Origin of the sequence: Geodermatophilus sp. DSM 44513 (assembly GCF_032460525.1) — a bacterium.
Taxonomy (GTDB): domain Bacteria; phylum Actinomycetota; class Actinomycetes; order Mycobacteriales; family Geodermatophilaceae; genus Geodermatophilus.
In genome coordinates, this window is the sequence record NZ_CP135963.1 from 3,580,169 (window position 1) to 3,597,061 (window position 16,893).

Annotated in this window: 18 protein-coding genes; 4 read left to right on the forward strand and 14 right to left on the reverse strand. The window is 76.4% G+C overall.

All coding sequences use genetic code 11. The annotated features are described in order from the left end of the window. Positions 1-65: 65 nt before the first annotated feature. Entirely contained in the window at positions 66-767 is a 702-nt protein-coding gene (locus RTG05_RS17350) for an SDR family NAD(P)-dependent oxidoreductase (RefSeq protein WP_166526152.1), read from the reverse strand. A 44-nt stretch (positions 768-811) separates the two neighbouring features. Between RTG05_RS17350 and RTG05_RS17355 the strand changes: the two genes are divergently transcribed. Together RTG05_RS17355 and RTG05_RS17360 are read left to right on the forward strand one after the other, a co-directional pair. Beyond that, on the forward strand, positions 812-1,204 hold the full coding sequence (locus tag RTG05_RS17355) for a pyridoxamine 5'-phosphate oxidase family protein (protein ID WP_166526153.1): 393 nt from the start codon (positions 812-814) through the stop codon (positions 1,202-1,204). Between the two features lie 10 nt (positions 1,205-1,214). Beyond that, positions 1,215-1,772 (forward strand): GNAT family N-acetyltransferase, encoded by a 558-nt coding sequence (locus RTG05_RS17360; protein WP_166526154.1) that lies wholly within the window; start codon positions 1,215-1,217, stop codon positions 1,770-1,772. Positions 1,773-1,819: 47 nt separating this feature from the next. On the opposite strand, the gene hpf is transcribed toward RTG05_RS17360, so the two are convergent. From hpf to RTG05_RS17420, 12 genes are all read right to left on the reverse strand, one after another. Beyond that, positions 1,820-2,488, reverse strand: coding sequence for a ribosome hibernation-promoting factor, HPF/YfiA family (gene hpf / locus RTG05_RS17365; RefSeq protein ID WP_166526155.1), 669 nt, complete (start codon positions 2,486-2,488; stop codon positions 1,820-1,822). A 38-nt stretch (positions 2,489-2,526) separates the two neighbouring features. Continuing rightward, positions 2,527-3,309: a ComF family protein gene (locus RTG05_RS17370; RefSeq protein ID WP_166526156.1), complete on the reverse strand. Its 783-nt coding sequence runs from the start codon at positions 3,307-3,309 to the stop codon at positions 2,527-2,529. A 96-nt stretch (positions 3,310-3,405) separates the two neighbouring features. Beyond that, entirely contained in the window at positions 3,406-5,139 is a 1,734-nt protein-coding gene (locus RTG05_RS17375) for an LpqB family beta-propeller domain-containing protein (protein ID WP_315911997.1), read from the reverse strand. Between the two features lie 8 nt (positions 5,140-5,147). Continuing rightward, positions 5,148-6,881 carry an MtrAB system histidine kinase MtrB gene (mtrB, locus tag RTG05_RS17380; RefSeq protein WP_315911998.1) on the reverse strand — a complete coding sequence of 578 codons (1,734 nt, stop codon included), beginning with the start codon at positions 6,879-6,881 and terminating at the stop codon, positions 5,148-5,150. A 7-nt stretch (positions 6,882-6,888) separates the two neighbouring features. Then, positions 6,889-7,596 (reverse strand): MtrAB system response regulator MtrA, encoded by a 708-nt coding sequence (gene mtrA, locus RTG05_RS17385; protein ID WP_396349612.1) that lies wholly within the window; start codon positions 7,594-7,596, stop codon positions 6,889-6,891. Positions 7,597-7,751: 155 nt separating this feature from the next. Then, positions 7,752-9,236 carry an adenosylhomocysteinase gene (gene ahcY / locus RTG05_RS17390; protein WP_166526159.1) on the reverse strand — a complete coding sequence of 495 codons (1,485 nt, stop codon included), beginning with the start codon at positions 9,234-9,236 and terminating at the stop codon, positions 7,752-7,754. 190 nt (positions 9,237-9,426) lie between these two features. Further along, the gene (locus tag RTG05_RS17395; protein ID WP_315911999.1) at positions 9,427-10,314 is read right to left on the reverse strand and encodes a GmrSD restriction endonuclease domain-containing protein; all 888 of its coding nucleotides are present in this window, start codon (positions 10,312-10,314) and stop codon (positions 9,427-9,429) included. Positions 10,315-10,425: 111 nt separating this feature from the next. Beyond that, positions 10,426-11,601 carry a mannose-6-phosphate isomerase, class I gene (manA, locus tag RTG05_RS17400; RefSeq protein WP_166526160.1) on the reverse strand — a complete coding sequence of 392 codons (1,176 nt, stop codon included), beginning with the start codon at positions 11,599-11,601 and terminating at the stop codon, positions 10,426-10,428. A 64-nt stretch (positions 11,602-11,665) separates the two neighbouring features. Next, on the reverse strand, positions 11,666-12,811 hold the full coding sequence (locus RTG05_RS17405; protein ID WP_166526161.1) for an SIS domain-containing protein: 1,146 nt from the start codon (positions 12,809-12,811) through the stop codon (positions 11,666-11,668). After that, on the reverse strand, positions 12,808-13,023 hold the full coding sequence (locus RTG05_RS17410) for a Trm112 family protein (RefSeq protein ID WP_166526162.1): 216 nt from the start codon (positions 13,021-13,023) through the stop codon (positions 12,808-12,810). The genes RTG05_RS17405 and RTG05_RS17410 overlap by 4 nt, the downstream gene beginning before the upstream one ends. After that, positions 13,020-14,384 carry a phosphomannomutase/phosphoglucomutase gene (locus RTG05_RS17415; protein WP_166526163.1) on the reverse strand — a complete coding sequence of 455 codons (1,365 nt, stop codon included), beginning with the start codon at positions 14,382-14,384 and terminating at the stop codon, positions 13,020-13,022. The genes RTG05_RS17410 and RTG05_RS17415 overlap by 4 nt, the downstream gene beginning before the upstream one ends. 38 nt (positions 14,385-14,422) lie before the next feature. Then, complete coding sequence (locus RTG05_RS17420; protein ID WP_166526164.1) at positions 14,423-14,773, reverse strand: DUF3499 domain-containing protein; 351 nt, start codon at positions 14,771-14,773, stop codon at positions 14,423-14,425. Positions 14,774-14,939: 166 nt separating this feature from the next. On the opposite strand from RTG05_RS17420, the gene RTG05_RS17425 reads away from it, so the two are divergent. Together RTG05_RS17425 and RTG05_RS17430 are read left to right on the forward strand one after the other, a co-directional pair. Continuing rightward, on the forward strand, positions 14,940-15,395 hold the full coding sequence (locus RTG05_RS17425; protein ID WP_166526165.1) for a metallopeptidase family protein: 456 nt from the start codon (positions 14,940-14,942) through the stop codon (positions 15,393-15,395). Positions 15,396-15,438: 43 nt separating this feature from the next. Next, complete coding sequence (locus RTG05_RS17430; RefSeq protein ID WP_166526166.1) at positions 15,439-16,365, forward strand: hypothetical protein; 927 nt, start codon at positions 15,439-15,441, stop codon at positions 16,363-16,365. Positions 16,366-16,377: 12 nt separating this feature from the next. Here the strand turns inward: RTG05_RS17430 and RTG05_RS17435 are convergent, their stop codons facing one another. Beyond that, positions 16,378-16,707, reverse strand: coding sequence for a WhiB family transcriptional regulator (locus tag RTG05_RS17435; RefSeq protein WP_208104633.1), 330 nt, complete (start codon positions 16,705-16,707; stop codon positions 16,378-16,380). Positions 16,708-16,893 lie beyond the last annotated feature (186 nt).

Consider the following 16,893-nt stretch of genomic DNA (forward strand, 5'->3'; position numbering starts at 1 on the left):
AGTAGGCGGCGCTCCCCCCGGCCCGGGGCTGCCCGCGGTGACCCGCCGTCGGCAGCCCTCTCTCGTCACCGGCGGACCAGCCGCCCCTCTCGCGGGTCCCGCACGACCTCCTGGCCGCCCTCCCGGAGCCCGTCGAGCACCACGGCGACCAGCTCGTCCCGGTCGTGCCCGGCGGGCAGCCGCGGCGGCGTCCCGGCGAGGGCGCGGTCGACCAGGCCGGTGTCGATGTGCGGCGGCTTGACGTCCAGCACGGTGACCCGGCGGGACCGCAGCTCCCGGCGCAGCACCCCGGCCCAGGCCGACAGGGCGGCCTTGCTCGCCGAGTACTCCGCCATCTGCAGGGTCGGGGCGTCGGCCACGACAGCCGACAGCAGCACGACCGCCCCGCCGTCGGCCAGGTGCGGCAGCGCGGCGCGCACCAGGCTCATCGGGGCCAGCGTGTTGACCGCGAACAGCTCCTCGGTCACCGCGTCGTCGGCGTCCGCCGCGGGGCCGAAGGCCACCACCCCCCAGGCGACCACCACCGCGTCCAGGCCGCCGAGGCCGGCCACCGCGGCCTCGACAGCGGCGCGGACGGACCCGACGTCGACGGCGTCGGCCGCCTCCGCGGGCGCGCCGTCGAGCTCCGCGGCCAGGGCCTGCAGCCGGGCGCCGTCCCGGCCGGTCAGCGCCACCCGGGCGCCGGCGCCGTGCAGGGCCCGCGCCAGCGCCCCGCCCAGCACCCCGGTGGCGCCGGCCACCAGCACCCGCGCACCCTGCAGCTCCACGGGTCGCCGGTGCCCCGGCCGGCCGCGACCTAACCTCGGACCCCGTGGCCCACGACCTCGACGCCCTGCCCGACGGCCTGCTCGCCTTCCTCACCGAGCGGCACCTGGCCACGCTCACGACCCTGCGCGCCGACGGCAGTCCGCACGTCGTCCCGGTGGGGGTCACCTACGACGCCGCCACCCGCACCGCCCGGGTGATCACCTCGGGCACCTCGGCCAAGGCCCGGCACGTGCGCGCCGGGCAGGCGCGGGTGGCGGTCTGCCAGGTCGAGGGCCGCCGCTGGGTCACCCTCGAGGGGACGGCGGTGGTGCGCGACGACCCGGATGCGGTCGCCGACGCCGAACGGCGCTACGCCGCCCGGTACCGCCAGCCGCGGGAGAACCCGGCCCGGGTGGTCCTGGAGATCTCGGTCGACCGGGTGCTCGGCAACCCCTGACCATGACCCGATGGCCCTGGACCTCTCCGCCGTCGACCTGACCACCGAGGTGGTGCACACCGAGCGGCTGGTGCTGCGCCCGTACCGCGAGGAGGACGTGGACGCCGTCGTCCGCGCCTGCCAGGACGAGGGCATCCAGCGCTGGATCGCGGCCATCCCCTCCCCGTACACCCGCGCGGCCGCCCTCGAGTTCCTGACCGTGGTCGCGCCGGCCGCACGGGCCGGGGCCAGGGAGCTGGTTTGCGCGGTGGAGGCGGACGGCGTGCTGGTCGGCTCCAGCGGCCTGCACCACCTGCACGACGCCGCGCGGCTGGGTCCCGAGATCGGCTACTGGACGGCCCCGTGGGCCCGCGGCCGGGGCTACGCCGCGGAGGCGGCGGCCGCGCTGGCCGAGTGGGCCTTCGCGCACGGGGCGCCGCGGGTGCACCTCTACGCCGACGTGGGCAACACCGCGTCGCAGGCGGTCGCCCGCCGCGCCGGGTTCACCGCGGAGGGCGTCGTCCGCTCCTGCCTGGAGCACCGGGACGGCGGTCGCGGGGACGCCGTGCTGTTCGGCCGGGTGCGGTGACCGGGGTGGGTCCGTGCGGGTGACCCGCACGGACCCACCCCGGGGGTTCAGAGCGGGGCCGCCGCGGGCTGCCGCCCGGCCGCGCCGTCCAGCGGGACGTCGACGAGCCGGATGAGGCCGTAGTCGTAGGCGTGCCGGCGGTAGACGACCGTGGGCTGGCCGGTGTCGGCGCACATGAACAGGAAGAAGTCGTGGCCGACCAGCTCCATCTCGTGCAGCGCCTGGTCGACGTGCATCGGGGTGGCCGGGTGGTGCTTCTCGCGGACGACCTGGCCGGGCAGGTGCTCGTCGAGGTCGGTGACGTGCGGGCCGTCGGCGAGCTGCCGGTCGCGGTCGAGGGACTCCAGCACGTCGGTGTCGGGGGCGCCGGCGCCCACCCGCACGGAGGCCGGGGTGCGGCGGCCGTGGTGCACCCGGCGGCGGTCGGCGGCCTTGCGCAGCCGGTGGTCGAGCTTGCCGGCGGCCATGTCCAGCGCGGCGTAGAAGTCCGGCGCGGCCGCCTCGGCGCGGACGACGGGGCCCTTGCCGCGCAGCGTGATCTCCACGCGCTGGCACACCCCGGACTGGCGCGGGTTCTTCTCGTGGAACAGCTCCACGTCGATGCGCAGCATCTTCAGCTTGCCGTCGAAGCGCTCCAGCTGACCGACCTTGTCCTCGACGTGCTGTCGGTAGTGCTCGGGGACCTCCACGTTGCGGCCACGGACCACGATCTCCATCAGACCTCCCGGTCGTTCGGGGTGTGATCGAGCCCACGCTAGACCCGCTCGCCGCGTCCCGACAGTCGATCGACCGACCCTCCGCGGGGAGGCGCCGGGGACCACGACGGGGCCCGCCGGGGGGTCGCCGCGACCACCGCCGCCAGCACCGGCGGGCCGTCCGGACCGGCCGCCGGCGCCAGCACCGCGGCCGCCTCGGTGAGCGTGGCGCCGCTGGTGACGACGTCGTCGACGACCACCAGCACGGCCTCGGCCGGCAGCCGGTGCGGCCCGGGACGCAGGGCGAAGGTGCCGGCCAGGTTGGCCCGCCGCTGGGCGGTGGAGAGCCCGGCGGAGTCCGCGGCGCGGCCGGTGCGGCGCAGCAGCCGGGCCTCGGCCGCCGGCACCCCGGCGCCGCGCAGCTCGGCGACCGCGCGGGCGGTCAGCTCCCGGACGTGGTCGCGGCCGCGGGCGCGCAGCGCGGCGGCGCCGCTGGGCACCGGCACCAGCCGGACCGGGCCCGCCGGCGCGGGCAGCCCGGCGAGCACACCGGCGACGGCCAGCGCCAGCGCGGCCCCCAGCGGGCGGGCGAGCTCGGCGCGGCCGCGCTCCTTGAAGGCGTTGACCGCCGGGCGGACGGGGCCCGCGTAGCCGCCGGCGGCCACCGTCGGCGGGAAGCCCGCGGGGAAGCGGCGCGGCTGGGCGAGGTGCGGCACGGCGAGCAGCGCGGTGCACCGCCGGCAGAGCACGGCACCGGGCACGCCGCAGCCGGCGCACTCGCGCGGCAGCAGCAGGTCGGCCAGCGCCGCCAGCGCCCCGCCCGGGAGCGTCGATCCGGCCATCGACGCACTCTATGGCCCCGTCCCGAGGCTCGGGCCGAGCTCGCGAGGCCTGAGGAGGACGGGGTCCTCCTCCTGTGGACACCCCGCCGACCTCGCCTAGACGGGGTAGAACGGCTCGGTGCCCGGCTGCGGCTGCTGGCCGCGCACCAGCGTCACCCAGGTGCCCCCGGCGGCCTGCCACTCCCAGATCGCGCCGCCGGCGCTGACCAGCGGCGGGCGCCCGGGCGCGGCGGCCACCCGGGTGGCCTGGCTGGGCAGCCCGGCGGTGGGCACCGGTGCGAGGTCCCAGCCGTCGACGCCGACCGTGTACGGGACGGTCCGCTCCCGGCCGGCGTCCCCGGCCAGCAGCAGCAGGCTGCCCGACGTCCGCCACGCCACGTCGGTCACCTGGCCCACGGTGGGCGTCACCTCGCGCCAGTCGCGCAGCGCCACCGGGTCGTCGTCGGAGCGCACCACCGTGCCGACGTGCACGCCCAGCCGCTGCCCGTCCTCCACGACGACCGCGGCGCGGACGCCGTCGGGGGACAGCTGCAGCGCCGTGACCCGGCCCAGGCCGGGCAGGGTGACGGCGTTGACCGCCTGGGGCGGACCACCCGTGGGGAGCCGCACCACGGTCGAGCCGTCGCGCACCAGCCAGAACTCCTCCCGGGTGGCGGCCACGGTCGGCACGGTCAGCGAGCCGCTGGACAGCACCGGGGTCAGGTCGCCGCCGTAGGGACCGGCGAGCAGGGTGGCCTGCCCGTCCCGCTCGGTGACCCCGACCATGTCGGTCAGCCCACCGGTGCTCGGGTCCGTGGCGACCGCGGCGCTGGTCAGTCCGTAGGCGCCCTCACCGGCCGGCCCGGGGGCCGGCGCCGGCGGATCGGTGGCCCGGCGAAGTGCACCTGCCTCCAGGTAGTGCCCGACCGCGTCGACCGGGGCGGCGTCGGGATCCAGCGACGCCCAGGTGTCCACGGTCTGCACCGAGGGCACGCCGTCGAGGGCCAGCGGCTCCCCGTCGGCGAGGACCTCCACCGACCGCACCGACTCCAGCTGGCCCAGCGTCCAGACCAGCTGGGCGGACAGCTCGGCCAGCAGGGCCGGGGGCCCGTCGGCGACGCCGGTCAGGTCGACCCGGACCACCGGCCCGGAAACCTCCACGGCGCTGCCCAGCCGGGCGTCGGCCAGGGCCGGGTCGTCCAGCGCGTTGCGGACCCCGGCGGCCAGGACCGCCGACGGCCCGTCGAGCAGCCGGTCGACCAGGACGGTCGGCAGCGCGTCGCCGTCGATCAGGTAGCGCGGGTCGGGGACGACGCGGCTGCCGGTCGGGTCGAGGAAGTACAGGTCGAGCCGCTCGTAGAGCCGCTGGAAGTCCGGCTGGAGCATGAGCAGCCCGTCGGGCGGGTCGCTGATCCGCCACTGGCCGTCCACCTGCTCGAGCCGGAACTCCTGCCGGTAGACCTCCTCGCCCCCGACGGTGAAGCCACCCCGCTGGTCGATCCTGCCGACGAGCTCGCCGGTGACCACGACGGTGCCGGTGTCGGTGGTGACGGTGGCGTAGTCGGCACCGAGCAGGGTGATGCCCGCGTCGTCGGCCCACGAGCCCGCCGGTTCGGGGGCCAGGTGCTCGCGGGCCACCGGGTGCGTGACCACCGTGCTGGCGGTGGCCTCGATGAAGCCGCGGACGACCTCCTCGGGGGTGGCGTCCGGCTCGGGCGAGTCCGGCTCGATGCCCACCGGGCCGTCCGAGCGCGGCGGCTCCTGGGTGATCTGCACCGTCGGGGAACTGGTCGGGACGGTGGAGCAGGCCGTCGACAGCGCGACCAGCACCGCGGCGGACACCACCCGCACGGCCGACCTCACCGCCCGCCCCCCGGCCGCCGCAGGGTCACCGGCCGCAGGGGCAGCGGCGAGCTGGTGAGGTCGCTGCCGGCGGCCAGCGGCAGGGTGAGGCGGAACTGGGCGCCGACCCCGGGCTGGCCCCAGACCTGCAGCCAGCCGCCGTGCAGCCGCGCGTCCTCCAGGCTGATCGACAGACCCAGCCCGCTGCCGCCGACGGTGCGCACCCGGGAGGGGTCGGCGCGCCAGAACCGGTCGAACACGTGCTGGGCCTCCGCCGGGGACAGGCCCACGCCGTGGTCGCGCACGGTGACCGCGGCCGCCGTCCGGTTGGCCGCCCAGGCCACCTCGACGGGCCGGCCGGTCCCGTGCTCGATCGCGTTGCCGACCAGGTTGCGCAGGACCCGCTGCACCCGGCGCGCGTCGACCTCGGCGATGACCTCGTAGCCGGGGGCGGTCACCACCAGCTCGCAGCCGTGCCGCTCGGCCAGCGCGGCCATCCCGTCCGTCACCCGGTGCACCAGCGCGCCGAGGTCGGCCGGCTCCCAGTCCAGGACGGCGGCCCCTGCGTCGTACCGGCTGATCTCCAGCAGGTCGGTGAGCAGCGACTCGAACCGGTCCAGCTCGGCGTGCATGAGCTCCGCGGAGCGGGCGACGTGCGGCGGGAAGTCCTCGCGGGAGTCGAAGAGCACCTCGGCGGCCATCTGCACGGTGGTGAGCGGCGTGCGCAGCTCGTGGGAGACGTCGGAGGTGAACCGCTGCTGCAGCTGGGACAGGGACTCCAGCTGGGTGATCTGGCGCTGCAGGCTGTCGGCCATCGCGTTGAAGCTGGTCGCCAGCCGGGCGAGGTCGTCCTCGCCGCGCACCGCCATCCGCTCCTCCAGCTGCCCGTCGGCCAGCCGCTGGGCGGTGCCGGCCGCCTGGCGCACCGGGTCGACGACCAGCCGGGTCACCAGCACCGCGATCCCGACGACGAACAGGGTCAGCGCGATGCCGCTGATGACCACGGTGCCGCGGATCAGCGACAGGCTCTCCGCCTCCTGGTCCAGCGGGAAGGCGTGGTAGAGCTCGATGCGGTCGGAGCCCGCCGCACCGGTGGGCACCTGCGCGCCGACCAGGAAGGTGGCCACGGGCCGGCCGCTGCCGTCGGGGACCGGGGCGTACTGCGCCCACTGCCCGCCGGAGGCCACGTCGGCGCGCAGCTCGGGGGGGATGGCCGGGAAGACGCCGCTCTGGCTGGCCGCGGGGGTGCGTTCGGAGTCACCGGCCCGGTAGACCATCACCACCTCGAAGTCGCCGGCCCGCCCGCCGCGGTCCTGCAGCTGCTCGACCGTCCGCTCCAGGGTGGCGCGCACGCTCGCGCCGTCGCCTGCGGCGATGCCCGCGACCTCGCTGCGGGCGTAGACGACCCCGGCCTGCGCCTGGTCGATGGCCGCCTGCTCCTTGACGTTGAGCAGCTGGGTGCGGATCTGACTGAACAGCACCAGGCCGACGACCACCACGACCGTGCCGGCCACGGCCATCGTGATCAGGCCGATCCGGACGTGCAGCGAGGAGCGCCAGGTGGCCGCCGACTGCCGGGCCGCCCGCCGGGTGAGCCGCCGCGCCCGCCGGACCCGCCGGCGCACCGCGCGGCGCACCGCCGCCAGGTCGGCCGGCCACGGGCGCGGCGGTGTGGCGGGCGGGGGCAGCCCTGGGGACGCGGGCTCGAGTGGGGCCTGGGGCGCCGACGGCGCCGGCCGGGTGGTGCTCACCGCCGTGTCACGAGGGCCCGGCCTTGTAGCCCACACCCCGCACGGTCAGCACGATCTCGGGCTTCTCGGGGTCCCGCTCGATCTTGGCGCGCAGCCGCTGCACGTGGACGTTGACCAGCCGGGTGTCCGCGGCGTGCCGGTAGCCCCACACCTGCTCCAGCAGCAGCTCGCGGGTGAACACCTGACGCGGCTTGCGGGCCAGGGCGACCAGCAGGTCGAACTCCAGCGGCGTGAGCGCGATCGGCACGCCGTCCCGGGTGACCTGGTGGGCCGGGACGTCGATCTGCACGTCACCGATGGCCAGGCTCTCGGCCTGCCCGGTCTCCCCGCGGCGCAGCTGGGCGCGCACCCGGGCGACCAGCTCCACCGGCTTGAACGGCTTGGTGACGTAGTCGTCGGCGCCGGCCTCCAGCCCCTGGACGACGTCGATCGTGTCGCCCTTGGCGGTGAGCATGACGATCGGCACGGTGGACTGGGTGCGGATGTCCTGGCAGATCTGCAGGCCGTTGCGGCCGGGCAGCATGAGGTCCAGCAGCACGATGTCGGGCCGGGTCTGCTGGAAGGCGCCCACCGCGCGGTTGCCGTCGGAGACGAAGGCCGGCTCGTAGCCCTCCCGCCGCAGGACGATGCCGAGCATCTCGGCGAGGGCGGCGTCGTCATCGACGACCAGGACTCGGCCGCGGCTGGGCCCGTTCTGGGACGCGGTGGGTGGCACGCCGCCCATTCTGCGCTGGCCGCGCCGCAAAACGGGCGCACCCGCCCGGATTGGTGATCCAGGCGGGCGCGCCCGCGGCGTGAGTCGATGGAACGGCCCCCTCCCAGGGACCCGCGGCGCGCGGAGCGTGTCGCGGGGAGGGAGGGGGTCCTTCGTCAGTAGCGGTAGTGGTCGCTCTTGTAGGGACCCTCGACCGGGACGCCGAGGTAGTCGGCCTGCACCTTGGACAGCTCGGTGAGCTTGACGCCCAGTGCGTCCAGGTGCAGCCGGGCCACGTGCTCGTCGAGCTTCTTGGGCAGCACGGTGACGCCGGGGGTCTGGCCCTCGTAGGCGGCCCGGTTGGTCCACAGCTCGATCTGGGCGAGCACCTGGTTGGAGAACGAGGCGCTCATGACGAAGCTGGGGTGCCCGGTGGCGTTGCCGAGGTTCAGCAGCCGGCCCTCGGACAGCAGGATGATCGTGTGGCCGTCGGCGAAGCGCCACTCGTCGACCTGCGGCTTGATCGTCGTCCGCTCGATGCCGGGGGTGCGGGCCAGGCCGGCCACGTCGATCTCGTTGTCGAAGTGGCCGATGTTGCCGACGATCGCCTGGTGCTTGGTCTGCCCGAGCTGCTCGGCGGAGATGATGTCGCGGTTGCCGGTGGCGGTGATGATGATGTCCGCCTTGCCGATCACCTCGTCCAGCGTGGTGACCTCGTAGCCGTGCATGGCTGCCTGCAGCGCGTTGATCGGGTCGATCTCGGTGACGATCACCCGCGCGCCCTGGCCGCGCAGCGAGTCCGCGCAGCCCTTGCCCACGTCGCCGTAGCCGCAGACCACGGCCACCTTGCCGCCGATCATCACGTCGGTGGCCCGGTTGAGCCCGTCGATGAGGGAGTGCCGGCAGCCGTAGAGGTTGTCGAACTTGCTCTTGGTGACCGAGTCGTTGACGTTGATCGCCGGGAACAGCAGCCGGCCGTCGCGGGCGAGTTCGTACAGCCGCAGGACGCCGGTGGTGGTCTCCTCGGTGACGCCGGAGATGCCCTGCCCGATGCGGGTCCAGTAGCCGGCGTCGGCGGCCAGCGAGCCGCGCAGCACGTCGAGGATGACGCCGTACTCCTCGGAGTCGGCCTCGGTGGTGTCCGGGACGGCGCCGTCGGCCTCGAAGCGGGTGCCCAGGTGCACCAGCAGGGTGGCGTCGCCGCCGTCGTCCAGGAGCATGTTCGGCCCGACGACCCCGCCGTCGGCGTCGCGGAACTCGAACAGCCGCTGGGTGCACCACCAGTACTCCTCCAGCGTCTCGCCCTTCCAGGCGAACACCGGGACGCCGGCGGGCTGCTCGGCCGTGCCGTCCCCGACGACGATCGCGGCGGCGGCGTGGTCCTGGGTGGAGAAGATGTTGCAGCTGACCCAGCGGACGTCGGCGCCCAGCGCGGTCAGCGTCTCGATGAGGACGGCGGTCTGCACGGTCATGTGCAGCGAGCCGGCGATGCGGGCGCCGGCCAGCGGCTGGGCGTCGCCGTACTCGGCGCGCAGGGCCATGAGGCCGGGCATCTCGTGCTCGGCGAGGGTGATCTCCTTGCGGCCGAAGCCGGCGAGGGAGAGGTCGGCGACCTTGAAGTCGCCGTCGGTCAGGACGCGGGTCTCGGTGCTGGCGGTCATGTCGCTCCAGATCCGCCCGGCCCACGAGCCGGGCGATGCGTGTCGGATGCAGGTCGCTCCCATCCCCGCGCAGCGCGGGGAGAGCGAGCATGCCGAGGCTTCGGCGGGGCTCGTGCCGCCGTCCAGGGTACGCCACGCCCGTCGACGACCAGGTGCGGCGCGACGGACCGAGGGCGGCGTGCCGCCCGGGTCACTCGCAGGCCACGCCGTCCCCGTCGCCGTCGAAGGCGTCCCGCCAGCCGGGCTCGCCGCGCCGGAGGGGTGCCGCGCCGGCCGCCCGCACGGCGGCGCAGTCGGCGTAGGACGTCGCCGCCGACGGCGCGGGCCGGGGGGCCGGGTCCACCGCGACCTGGCCGGGCAGCGGCTCGTCGGGGCAGCCGGACAGCACGGTGGCGGCGGCGTTGCGCTCCGCCCGGGTCGTCCACAGCCCGTAGCCGGCCTTGACCGCGACCTGGCGGGCGACGTAGGCGCAGCGGTAGGCCGCCCGCGGGGGCAGCCAGGTCGCGGCGTCGGCGTCGCGCTTCTGGGAGTTCAGCGGCCCGTCGACGGCGAGCAGGTTGAGCGGGTCGTTGGCGAAGGCGGCGCGCCGGTCGGCGTCCCAGCCCTGCGCGCCCTTCTGCCAGGCGTCGGACAGCGCGACGACGTGGTCGACCTGGACGTCGTCGCTGGTCCCCTCCCCGCGCCGGAACTCGATGGTGCGCCCGGAGTAGGGGTCGGCGAGGGTGCCGGCGAGGACCACGCAGTCGCTGCCGGATCGGAACTGCTCGCCGGTCAGGTCGCGGGCCAGCACGTCGTTGCGGGTGTCGCAGCCGTTGCGGTCGGTGTCCAGCCAGCCCTCGCCGAACAGGTCGCGCTCGTAGCCGGTGCGCGGCGCCCGTCCCCGCACCGCCACCTCGGCGAGGGCGGCCAGCGCCGACCCGGCGGGTGCGGCCGCGACCGCCGCGTCGGCGGCGGCGTCGTCCAGGACGCCGGTCGCGGCACTCCCCCCGCCCTCGCCCGCCGGCGGCAGCAGGCCGCAGCCGGTCAGCACGAGCAGCAGCGCGGCGAGGCCGGCGACCGGACCGACGCGGGAGGGCACAGCCCGGGGGACGTTAGGCCGCGATCACGGGGTTGCGGAGACGACACGCCGGGTTGCCTCGGCGTGCCGCTCCCCGGACTCCGTGAACACGGCGGGAGGGCGGCGCGGGGCTCAGGGCAGGTTGGTGGTGCTGCGGTAGAGCAGCGCGGGGCCGCGCGCGGTGACCGGCTCCCCCGCGGGGACGAACGCCGACTCCCCCTTCGCCAGGGCCAGCTCGCCGTCGGCCGCCGACAGCACCGCCCGGCCCTCGGTGACCAGCAGCACCTGCGGGCCGGCCGTGGTGAGCGTCCCGGTCCGGTCGTCGAGCTGCACCCGGGTCAGGTCGAAGTCCTCGACCGGCACCGGGTAGCGCAGCCCGCCGGGACCGAGCACCGGGTGGATCACCGGGATGCGGCCGTCGGTGAAGTCGAGCACCTCGATCAACGCGGCCAGGTCGACGTGCTTGCTGGTCAGCCCGCCGCGCAGCACGTTGTCCGAGCTGGCCATCACCTCGACGCCGGCCCCGCTGAGGTAGGCGTGCAGGTTGCCCGCCGGCAGGAACACCGCCTCGCCGGGCGCCAGCTTGAGGTGGTTGCACATCAGCGAGATGACCACGCCGGGGTCACCCGGGTAGGTCTCGGCCAGCGTCGCCGCCCAGCGGTAGGTGTTGATGAACTCCGGGTCGTGGGCGGCGACGAAGGCCGCCGCCCGCCGCGCGACCGCCTCGACCAGGGAGGTGCGGCGCCCGCCGGAGAGGGCGATCAGCTGCGGGATGGCCGCGCGCAGCCCGCCGCGGGCCAGTGCCGCGATGGTCGGCTTGAGCTCGGGCAGCTGCAGCTTGGCCAGGCAGTGCAACGACTCCTCGACCGGCCGGAAGCCGCACAGCGCCTCGAAGGTGCTCAGCGCGAGCAGCAGCTCGGGCTTGTGCCACGGGTCCTTGAACGTCCGCGTCGGGTCGTCCTTGGGGATGCCGGCGGCCTCCTCGGCGGCGTAACCGGCGGCGGCCTGCTCCATCGTGGGGTGGGCCTGCAGCGACAGCGGGCGGTCGGCGGCGAGCACCTTGAGCAGGAAGGGCAGCCGCGGCCCGAAGCGGTCCACCACCGGCGCGCCGAGCAGCCGCTGGGGCTCCTCGGCGATCGCCCGGTCCAGCGGCCGGCCGTCGGCCAGCACGCTGGGGTCGTCCGGGTGCGCGCCCAGCCACAGCTCCGCGTGCGGCTGCGCGGCCGGGCTGGGCCGGCCGAGCAGTTCGGGGATGACCGTGCGGCTCCCCCACGGGTAGTGCCGGACGGCGCTGGTCAGGGGCCACATCAGCGCAGAGGCTAGTGACCGCGGGCCCGGCCGGGGACCCCCGGGCGCCCCCGGGTGCCGGACCTCACCCCGGCGCGGACCGCTCGGTGTCCAGGGCCAGCGCCAGGTAGGCGGCGGTGAAGTCCGCGACGGCCAGCTGGCGGGCCAGTCGGGGCAGCCGGCCGTACCGCTGCCGGTCGCCGTGCTCGGCGAGCCCGCTGACCGGCACGTTCGCCGCCGCCGCGCTGCGCAGGGCCTCCGACAGCGCCTCGCGGGCCGAGCGGGGCTCGCGCTCCCCGGCGCCGTCGTGCTCGCCGGCGTCGGCGTCCCGGATGGTGATCAGCCGCAGCCGCCGGCCGACGTCCTCGGCGCGGTCGCGGAAGAAGTCGCCCTCCCCGCCCTCGGGGGCCAGCGGGCCGCGCAGGACGGCGCAGGCGGCCACCCGCTGGTCGGGCATCCGGAACGTGGTGACCGGCAGCCCGGCCAGCGTCGCCAGCTGGTCGGCGATCCGGGTGGCCGCGGTGCCGGCCAGCGGCCCCTCGGCGGCGATCACCGGGAGCGCGTCGAGCAGCTCCAGGGCCAGCGTCTTGGCCGGGTTGACGAAGGACTCCCGCGTCGGCCCGCACTCGGTGGCCACCTCGTCGAGGGCGGCGGCGATCGCCTCCAGGTCGGCGGCGTCCTCGGCCAGCAGCTCCAGGCCCACGCCGAGCTGCAGCAGCGGGGTGAGCAGCGACCACAGGGTGGAGTGCCGCACCCGCGACCGCGGCAGCGGGACGTAGGGGGCGCGGGCGGTGGAGCACGCCGCGCGCAGCGGCGCGTCCTCGGCGCCGATGCCCAGCAGCGTCACCCCGCGGCGGGCCGCCTCGTAGGCCGGGGTGACGGCGTAGCGGCCGGCGCCGGTGCGGGTGGCGACGACGGCGATGTCGCTGGGCCCGGTCCACACCGGCAGGTCCGGCCCCGGGACGACGTCCACGGTGACCGGGCTGGCCGGCCCGAGCAGCGCCCGCAGCACCTGGGCGGCCACCGCCCCCTCCCGGCGGGCGACGATGACCAGCCCGCGCGGGCGGCCCCCGGCGGTGACCCGCGCCAGGCCGGCCTCCTCGGTGAGCCGGGCGGTCTCCCGCACCTGCGCCCCGGCGCCGGCGACCGCGGGCAGCAGGCCGCGCGGGTCGCGGGCACGCAGCAGCTGCAGGTCGTCGAGGACCTCCTCGGCCAGCTCGGGGGAGGTCACGAGCCCGCCCCCCGCCGCCGGGCCTCGTCCAGCAGCAGCACCGGGATGCCGTCGCGCACCGGGAACGCCCGGTCGCAGGTGGTGCAGACCAGCTCGCTGGCCGCCTCGTCCACCGTCAGCGGGCTGTGGTGGGTGTCGGGGCAGGCGAGGATCTCCAGCAGCACGGGGTCCAGGCCCAGCGGGCCCGGCCCCGTCGACGGACCAGTGGTCATGCGCGCACCATCCCCAGCACTCGGTCCCGCAGGTCGGTCATCCGCGCCACGTCCGGCGCCTCGACGTTGAGCCGCAGCAGCGGCTCGGTGTTGCTGGCCCGCAGGTTGAACCACGAGCCGTCGGGCAGCTCGACGGTCAGCCCGTCCAGGTCGTCGACCGTCACGCCGTCCTCCCGCTCGAAGGCCTCGCGGACGGCCGCCGTCCGGTCCGCCGCGTCGGCGATGGTGGAGTTGACCTCCCCGGAGGCGGCGTAGCGGGAGTAGCCGGCGGTCAGCTCCGACAGCGGCCGGCCCTGCTCGCCCAGCGCGGCCAGCACGTGCATGGCGGCGAGCATGCCGGTGTCGGCCCGCCAGAAGTCGCGGAAGTAGTAGTGCGCGGAGTGCTCCCCGCCGAAGACGGCGTCGGTGCGGGCCATCTCGGCCTTGATGAAGGAGTGCCCGACGCGGGTGCGCACCGGGGTGCCGCCGTGCTCGCGGACGATCTCGGGCACCGCGCGGGAGGTGATCAGGTTGTGGATGACCGTCGTCCCCCGGCCCTTGGCCAGCTCGCGGACGGCGACCAGCGCGGTGACCGCCGAGGGGCTGACCGGCTCGCCGCGCTCGTCGACGACGAAGACCCGGTCGGCGTCGCCGTCGAAGGCCAGCCCGACGTCGGCGCCGGTGCGGCGCACCTCGGCCTGCAGGTCGACCAGGTTGGCCGGGTCCAGGGGGTTGGCCTCGTGGTTGGGGAAGGTGCCGTCGAGCTCGAAGTACAGCGGCAGGACCTCCAGCGGCAGGCCGTCGAGGACCACCGGGACGGTGTGCCCGCCCATGCCGTTGCCGGCGTCGACGACCACCCGCAGCGGCCGGATCGCGGACAGGTCGACCAGCGAGCGCAGGTGCGCGGCGTAGCCGGCGAGCAGGTCGCGCGAGCCGACCGTCGCCGTCCGCCCGGGGGCGCGGTCGTAGCCGTCGCGCTCGGCCCACTCGCGGACGGTGGCCAGGCCGGTGTCCTGGCCCACCGGCGTCGCGCCGGCGCGGCACAGCTTGATGCCGTTGTACCGGGCCGGGTTGTGGCTGGCGGTGAACATCGCCCCGGGGACGCCGAGCGAGCCGGAGGCGTAGTACAGCAGGTCGGTGGAGCCGAGACCGGCCTCCAGGACGTCGACGCCGCGGGACAGGGCACCCTCGGCGAAGGCCCGGGACAGGGGCACCGAGGAGTCGCGCATGTCGTGGGCGGTCACGACCGCGGTCGCACCGCTCTCCTGCCAGACCAGCTCGGCGAAGGCGGCGCCGATCCGGCGGGCGACCGCCTCGTCCCACTCGTCGGGGACGACGCCGCGGACGTCGTAGGCCTTGATGATCCTCGACAGGTCCGGCACGCCGGCGATCCTAGGGGGACCCGTGGACGGGTCCTGCCTCAGCTGAGGTCGGGCAGGACCCTCAGGTGACCGCGACGGGTACCGCTGCCGTCGTCGGCGGGGTTGCGCGGGAGCTCGGGCCGGGCGGCCTCGCGAACGGCGTCGGCCAGGGCGAGCAGGTCGTCGCCGGTCGGGCCGGACTCCTCGGCGTCGATCTCGTGGCGGACGACCTCCCAGCCGCGCGGCACGGTCAGCCGCTGGCCGTGGAACTCGCAGAGGTCGTAGCTGTGCGGCTCCGAGAACGTCGCCAACGGGCCGACGACGGCGGTCGACTCGGCGTAGACGTACGTCAGGGTCGCTGCCGCCGGTTGCGCGCAGCCGCTGCGCGAGCAGCGACGTGCCTGCCTCACCACCGGTTCCTCACGCCCGGCACAGTAGCCGCGCACGGCGCCCGTTGGCATCAGGCACACCGCGTTTCGGGGCCGGTCGGCGAGCAGCCGTCCCATCCTGCACGACCGCCCCGTGCACCCCGTCGGGCGCCCCCTCGGCGCGCCCGGCCGTACGCTCGCACCCGTCATGAGCCGACCCGCCCGCTCCCGCCGCGACCGGCACGGCCGGGGGCTGCGCGGGCGCCTGGTCCCCGACGGCGTCCCGCTGGCCCGCAGCCGCGCCGAGCGGTTCGACGACCTCGTCCTGGACGCGGTGGAAGACCTCGAGCGGCGGTGGGAGAAGGAGCTGACCGGCGTCGAGTTCGCCGTCGAGGACGTCCCGTGGGTGGAGCACACCAGCCCCGACGAGGTGGTGCTGGACGCCGACGTGCTCGACGACGGCAGCGTGCCCCTGGCCCGCGTGCTGCCCGCGCACCGGGAGGGCACCCGGGAGGTGCCGCCGCGGATCGTGGTCTACCGGCGGCCGCTGGAGCTGCGGGCGCACGACCGCGACGACCTGGCCGACCTGGTGCGCGACGTCGTCGTCGACCAGGTCGCCGTGCTGCTGGGCCGCGACCCGGAGGAGATCGACCCCACCGGCTGAGGCGCTGGGGCGGGCCCCGGCAGGCCTGGGATGCTTGCCGGCGATGGACCCCTGGGCGGTGCTGGTGGTGGCGCTGCTGGGCTCGGCGGGCCTGGTCGCGGTGGCGCTGGGCGGGGACCGGCCGCCGTCCCCCCGCGCCGCCGCACCCCGGGCCCCGCGCCCGGCGCCGCGCTGGCGGGACGACGACCTGCCCGGCTTCCTGGAGTCCCCGCCGGGCACACCGGCGGTCCCTGTCCGGCCCGCCCCGGAATCGGACGACCGGCACGAGCTCCCCGCGGGCCCCGACGGCACCCGCCGCGTCGTGGCCGGGATGGCCGCGGCGGCGCTGCTGCTGGTCGCCGCGCTGGCCGGCGTGGCCGCGGCTGCCCGCTCGGAGGGACCCGCCCCGGCCGCGGCCCCGACGCCGGAGCCGCCGGTCGACCTGCCGCCGGTGCCCGCGGACCCGCTGCCCGGCGAGGGCGGCGCGGGGGTGCTGGCCCACCGGTCGGTGCCGCTCGGGGCGGACGGCGTCGCGGCCCGGCTGGCCTTCGGCGGCCTCGTCGTCGAGCAGCGGGCGGTGGGGACGACGGTGGGCTACCCGTCGGTGAGCGTCACGGCCGGGGACGCCGGGGCCCTCGCGCACCTGCTGCTGCCGACCTGGAACTGCCTGGGCACCGAGCCGCCGCCGGACCCGGTCGCCGCCGGCTGCGTGCGGTCGCGGACCGAGTACGCCGACCTGCCCGCACCGGCCCTCTCGGTGCACCGGGAGGGCCGCGACCTGCGGCTGGCCGGCCGCTTCCCGTCCTACACCCGGCCGGTCGCCACCCCGCCGGCCTACACCGGGCGGGTCTACGACCTGGCCGTCACCGTCTCCCCCGCGGGGCCGGTGGTGGACGGCGCCGCCCCGGCCGGGGGCACCTTCTCGCTGGGTCTGGCCCGGGCCGGCGCGGTCGACGAGCCGGGGCTGGGCGTCGTCCGGTACGCCGGCTGACCGGTCCCGCCGTCAGCCCACGCGGCGGCGCAGCCGGCGGCGCTCCCGCTCGGAGAGCCCGCCCCAGATGCCGAAGCGCTCGTCGTTGGCCAGCGCGTACTCCAGGCACTCGGCCTTGACCTCGCAGCCGGTGCAGATCTTCTTGGCCTCCCGGGTGGAGCCGCCCTTCTCCGGGAAGAAGGCCTCCGGGTCGGTCTCGGCGCACAGCGCGCGCTCCTGCCACGCCTGCGCCTCGGCCTCCAGGCCGAGGACCCACCGGTCGGCGGCGTCCTGGGCCGAGCCGGTGCGGTCGGCCCGCTCAGCGGCGTGCAGGTAGTCGCTCAACCACGAGACCTCTGCCATGACGATGCGTCCCCTCTCGCTGCCGTCCCGATGGGCGTTCCACGGGACGTCCCCGGGCCGCTCGGCACGTGCTCACACCGCCGGAATTACACGCGTGTCGCTGCGGGGGCGTCAACTCCGGCCGGTGTAGGTGTCGGGCACCACCGGCCCCAGCCGCCCCGGGGTGTTCGTCACTTCTCGCTGCAC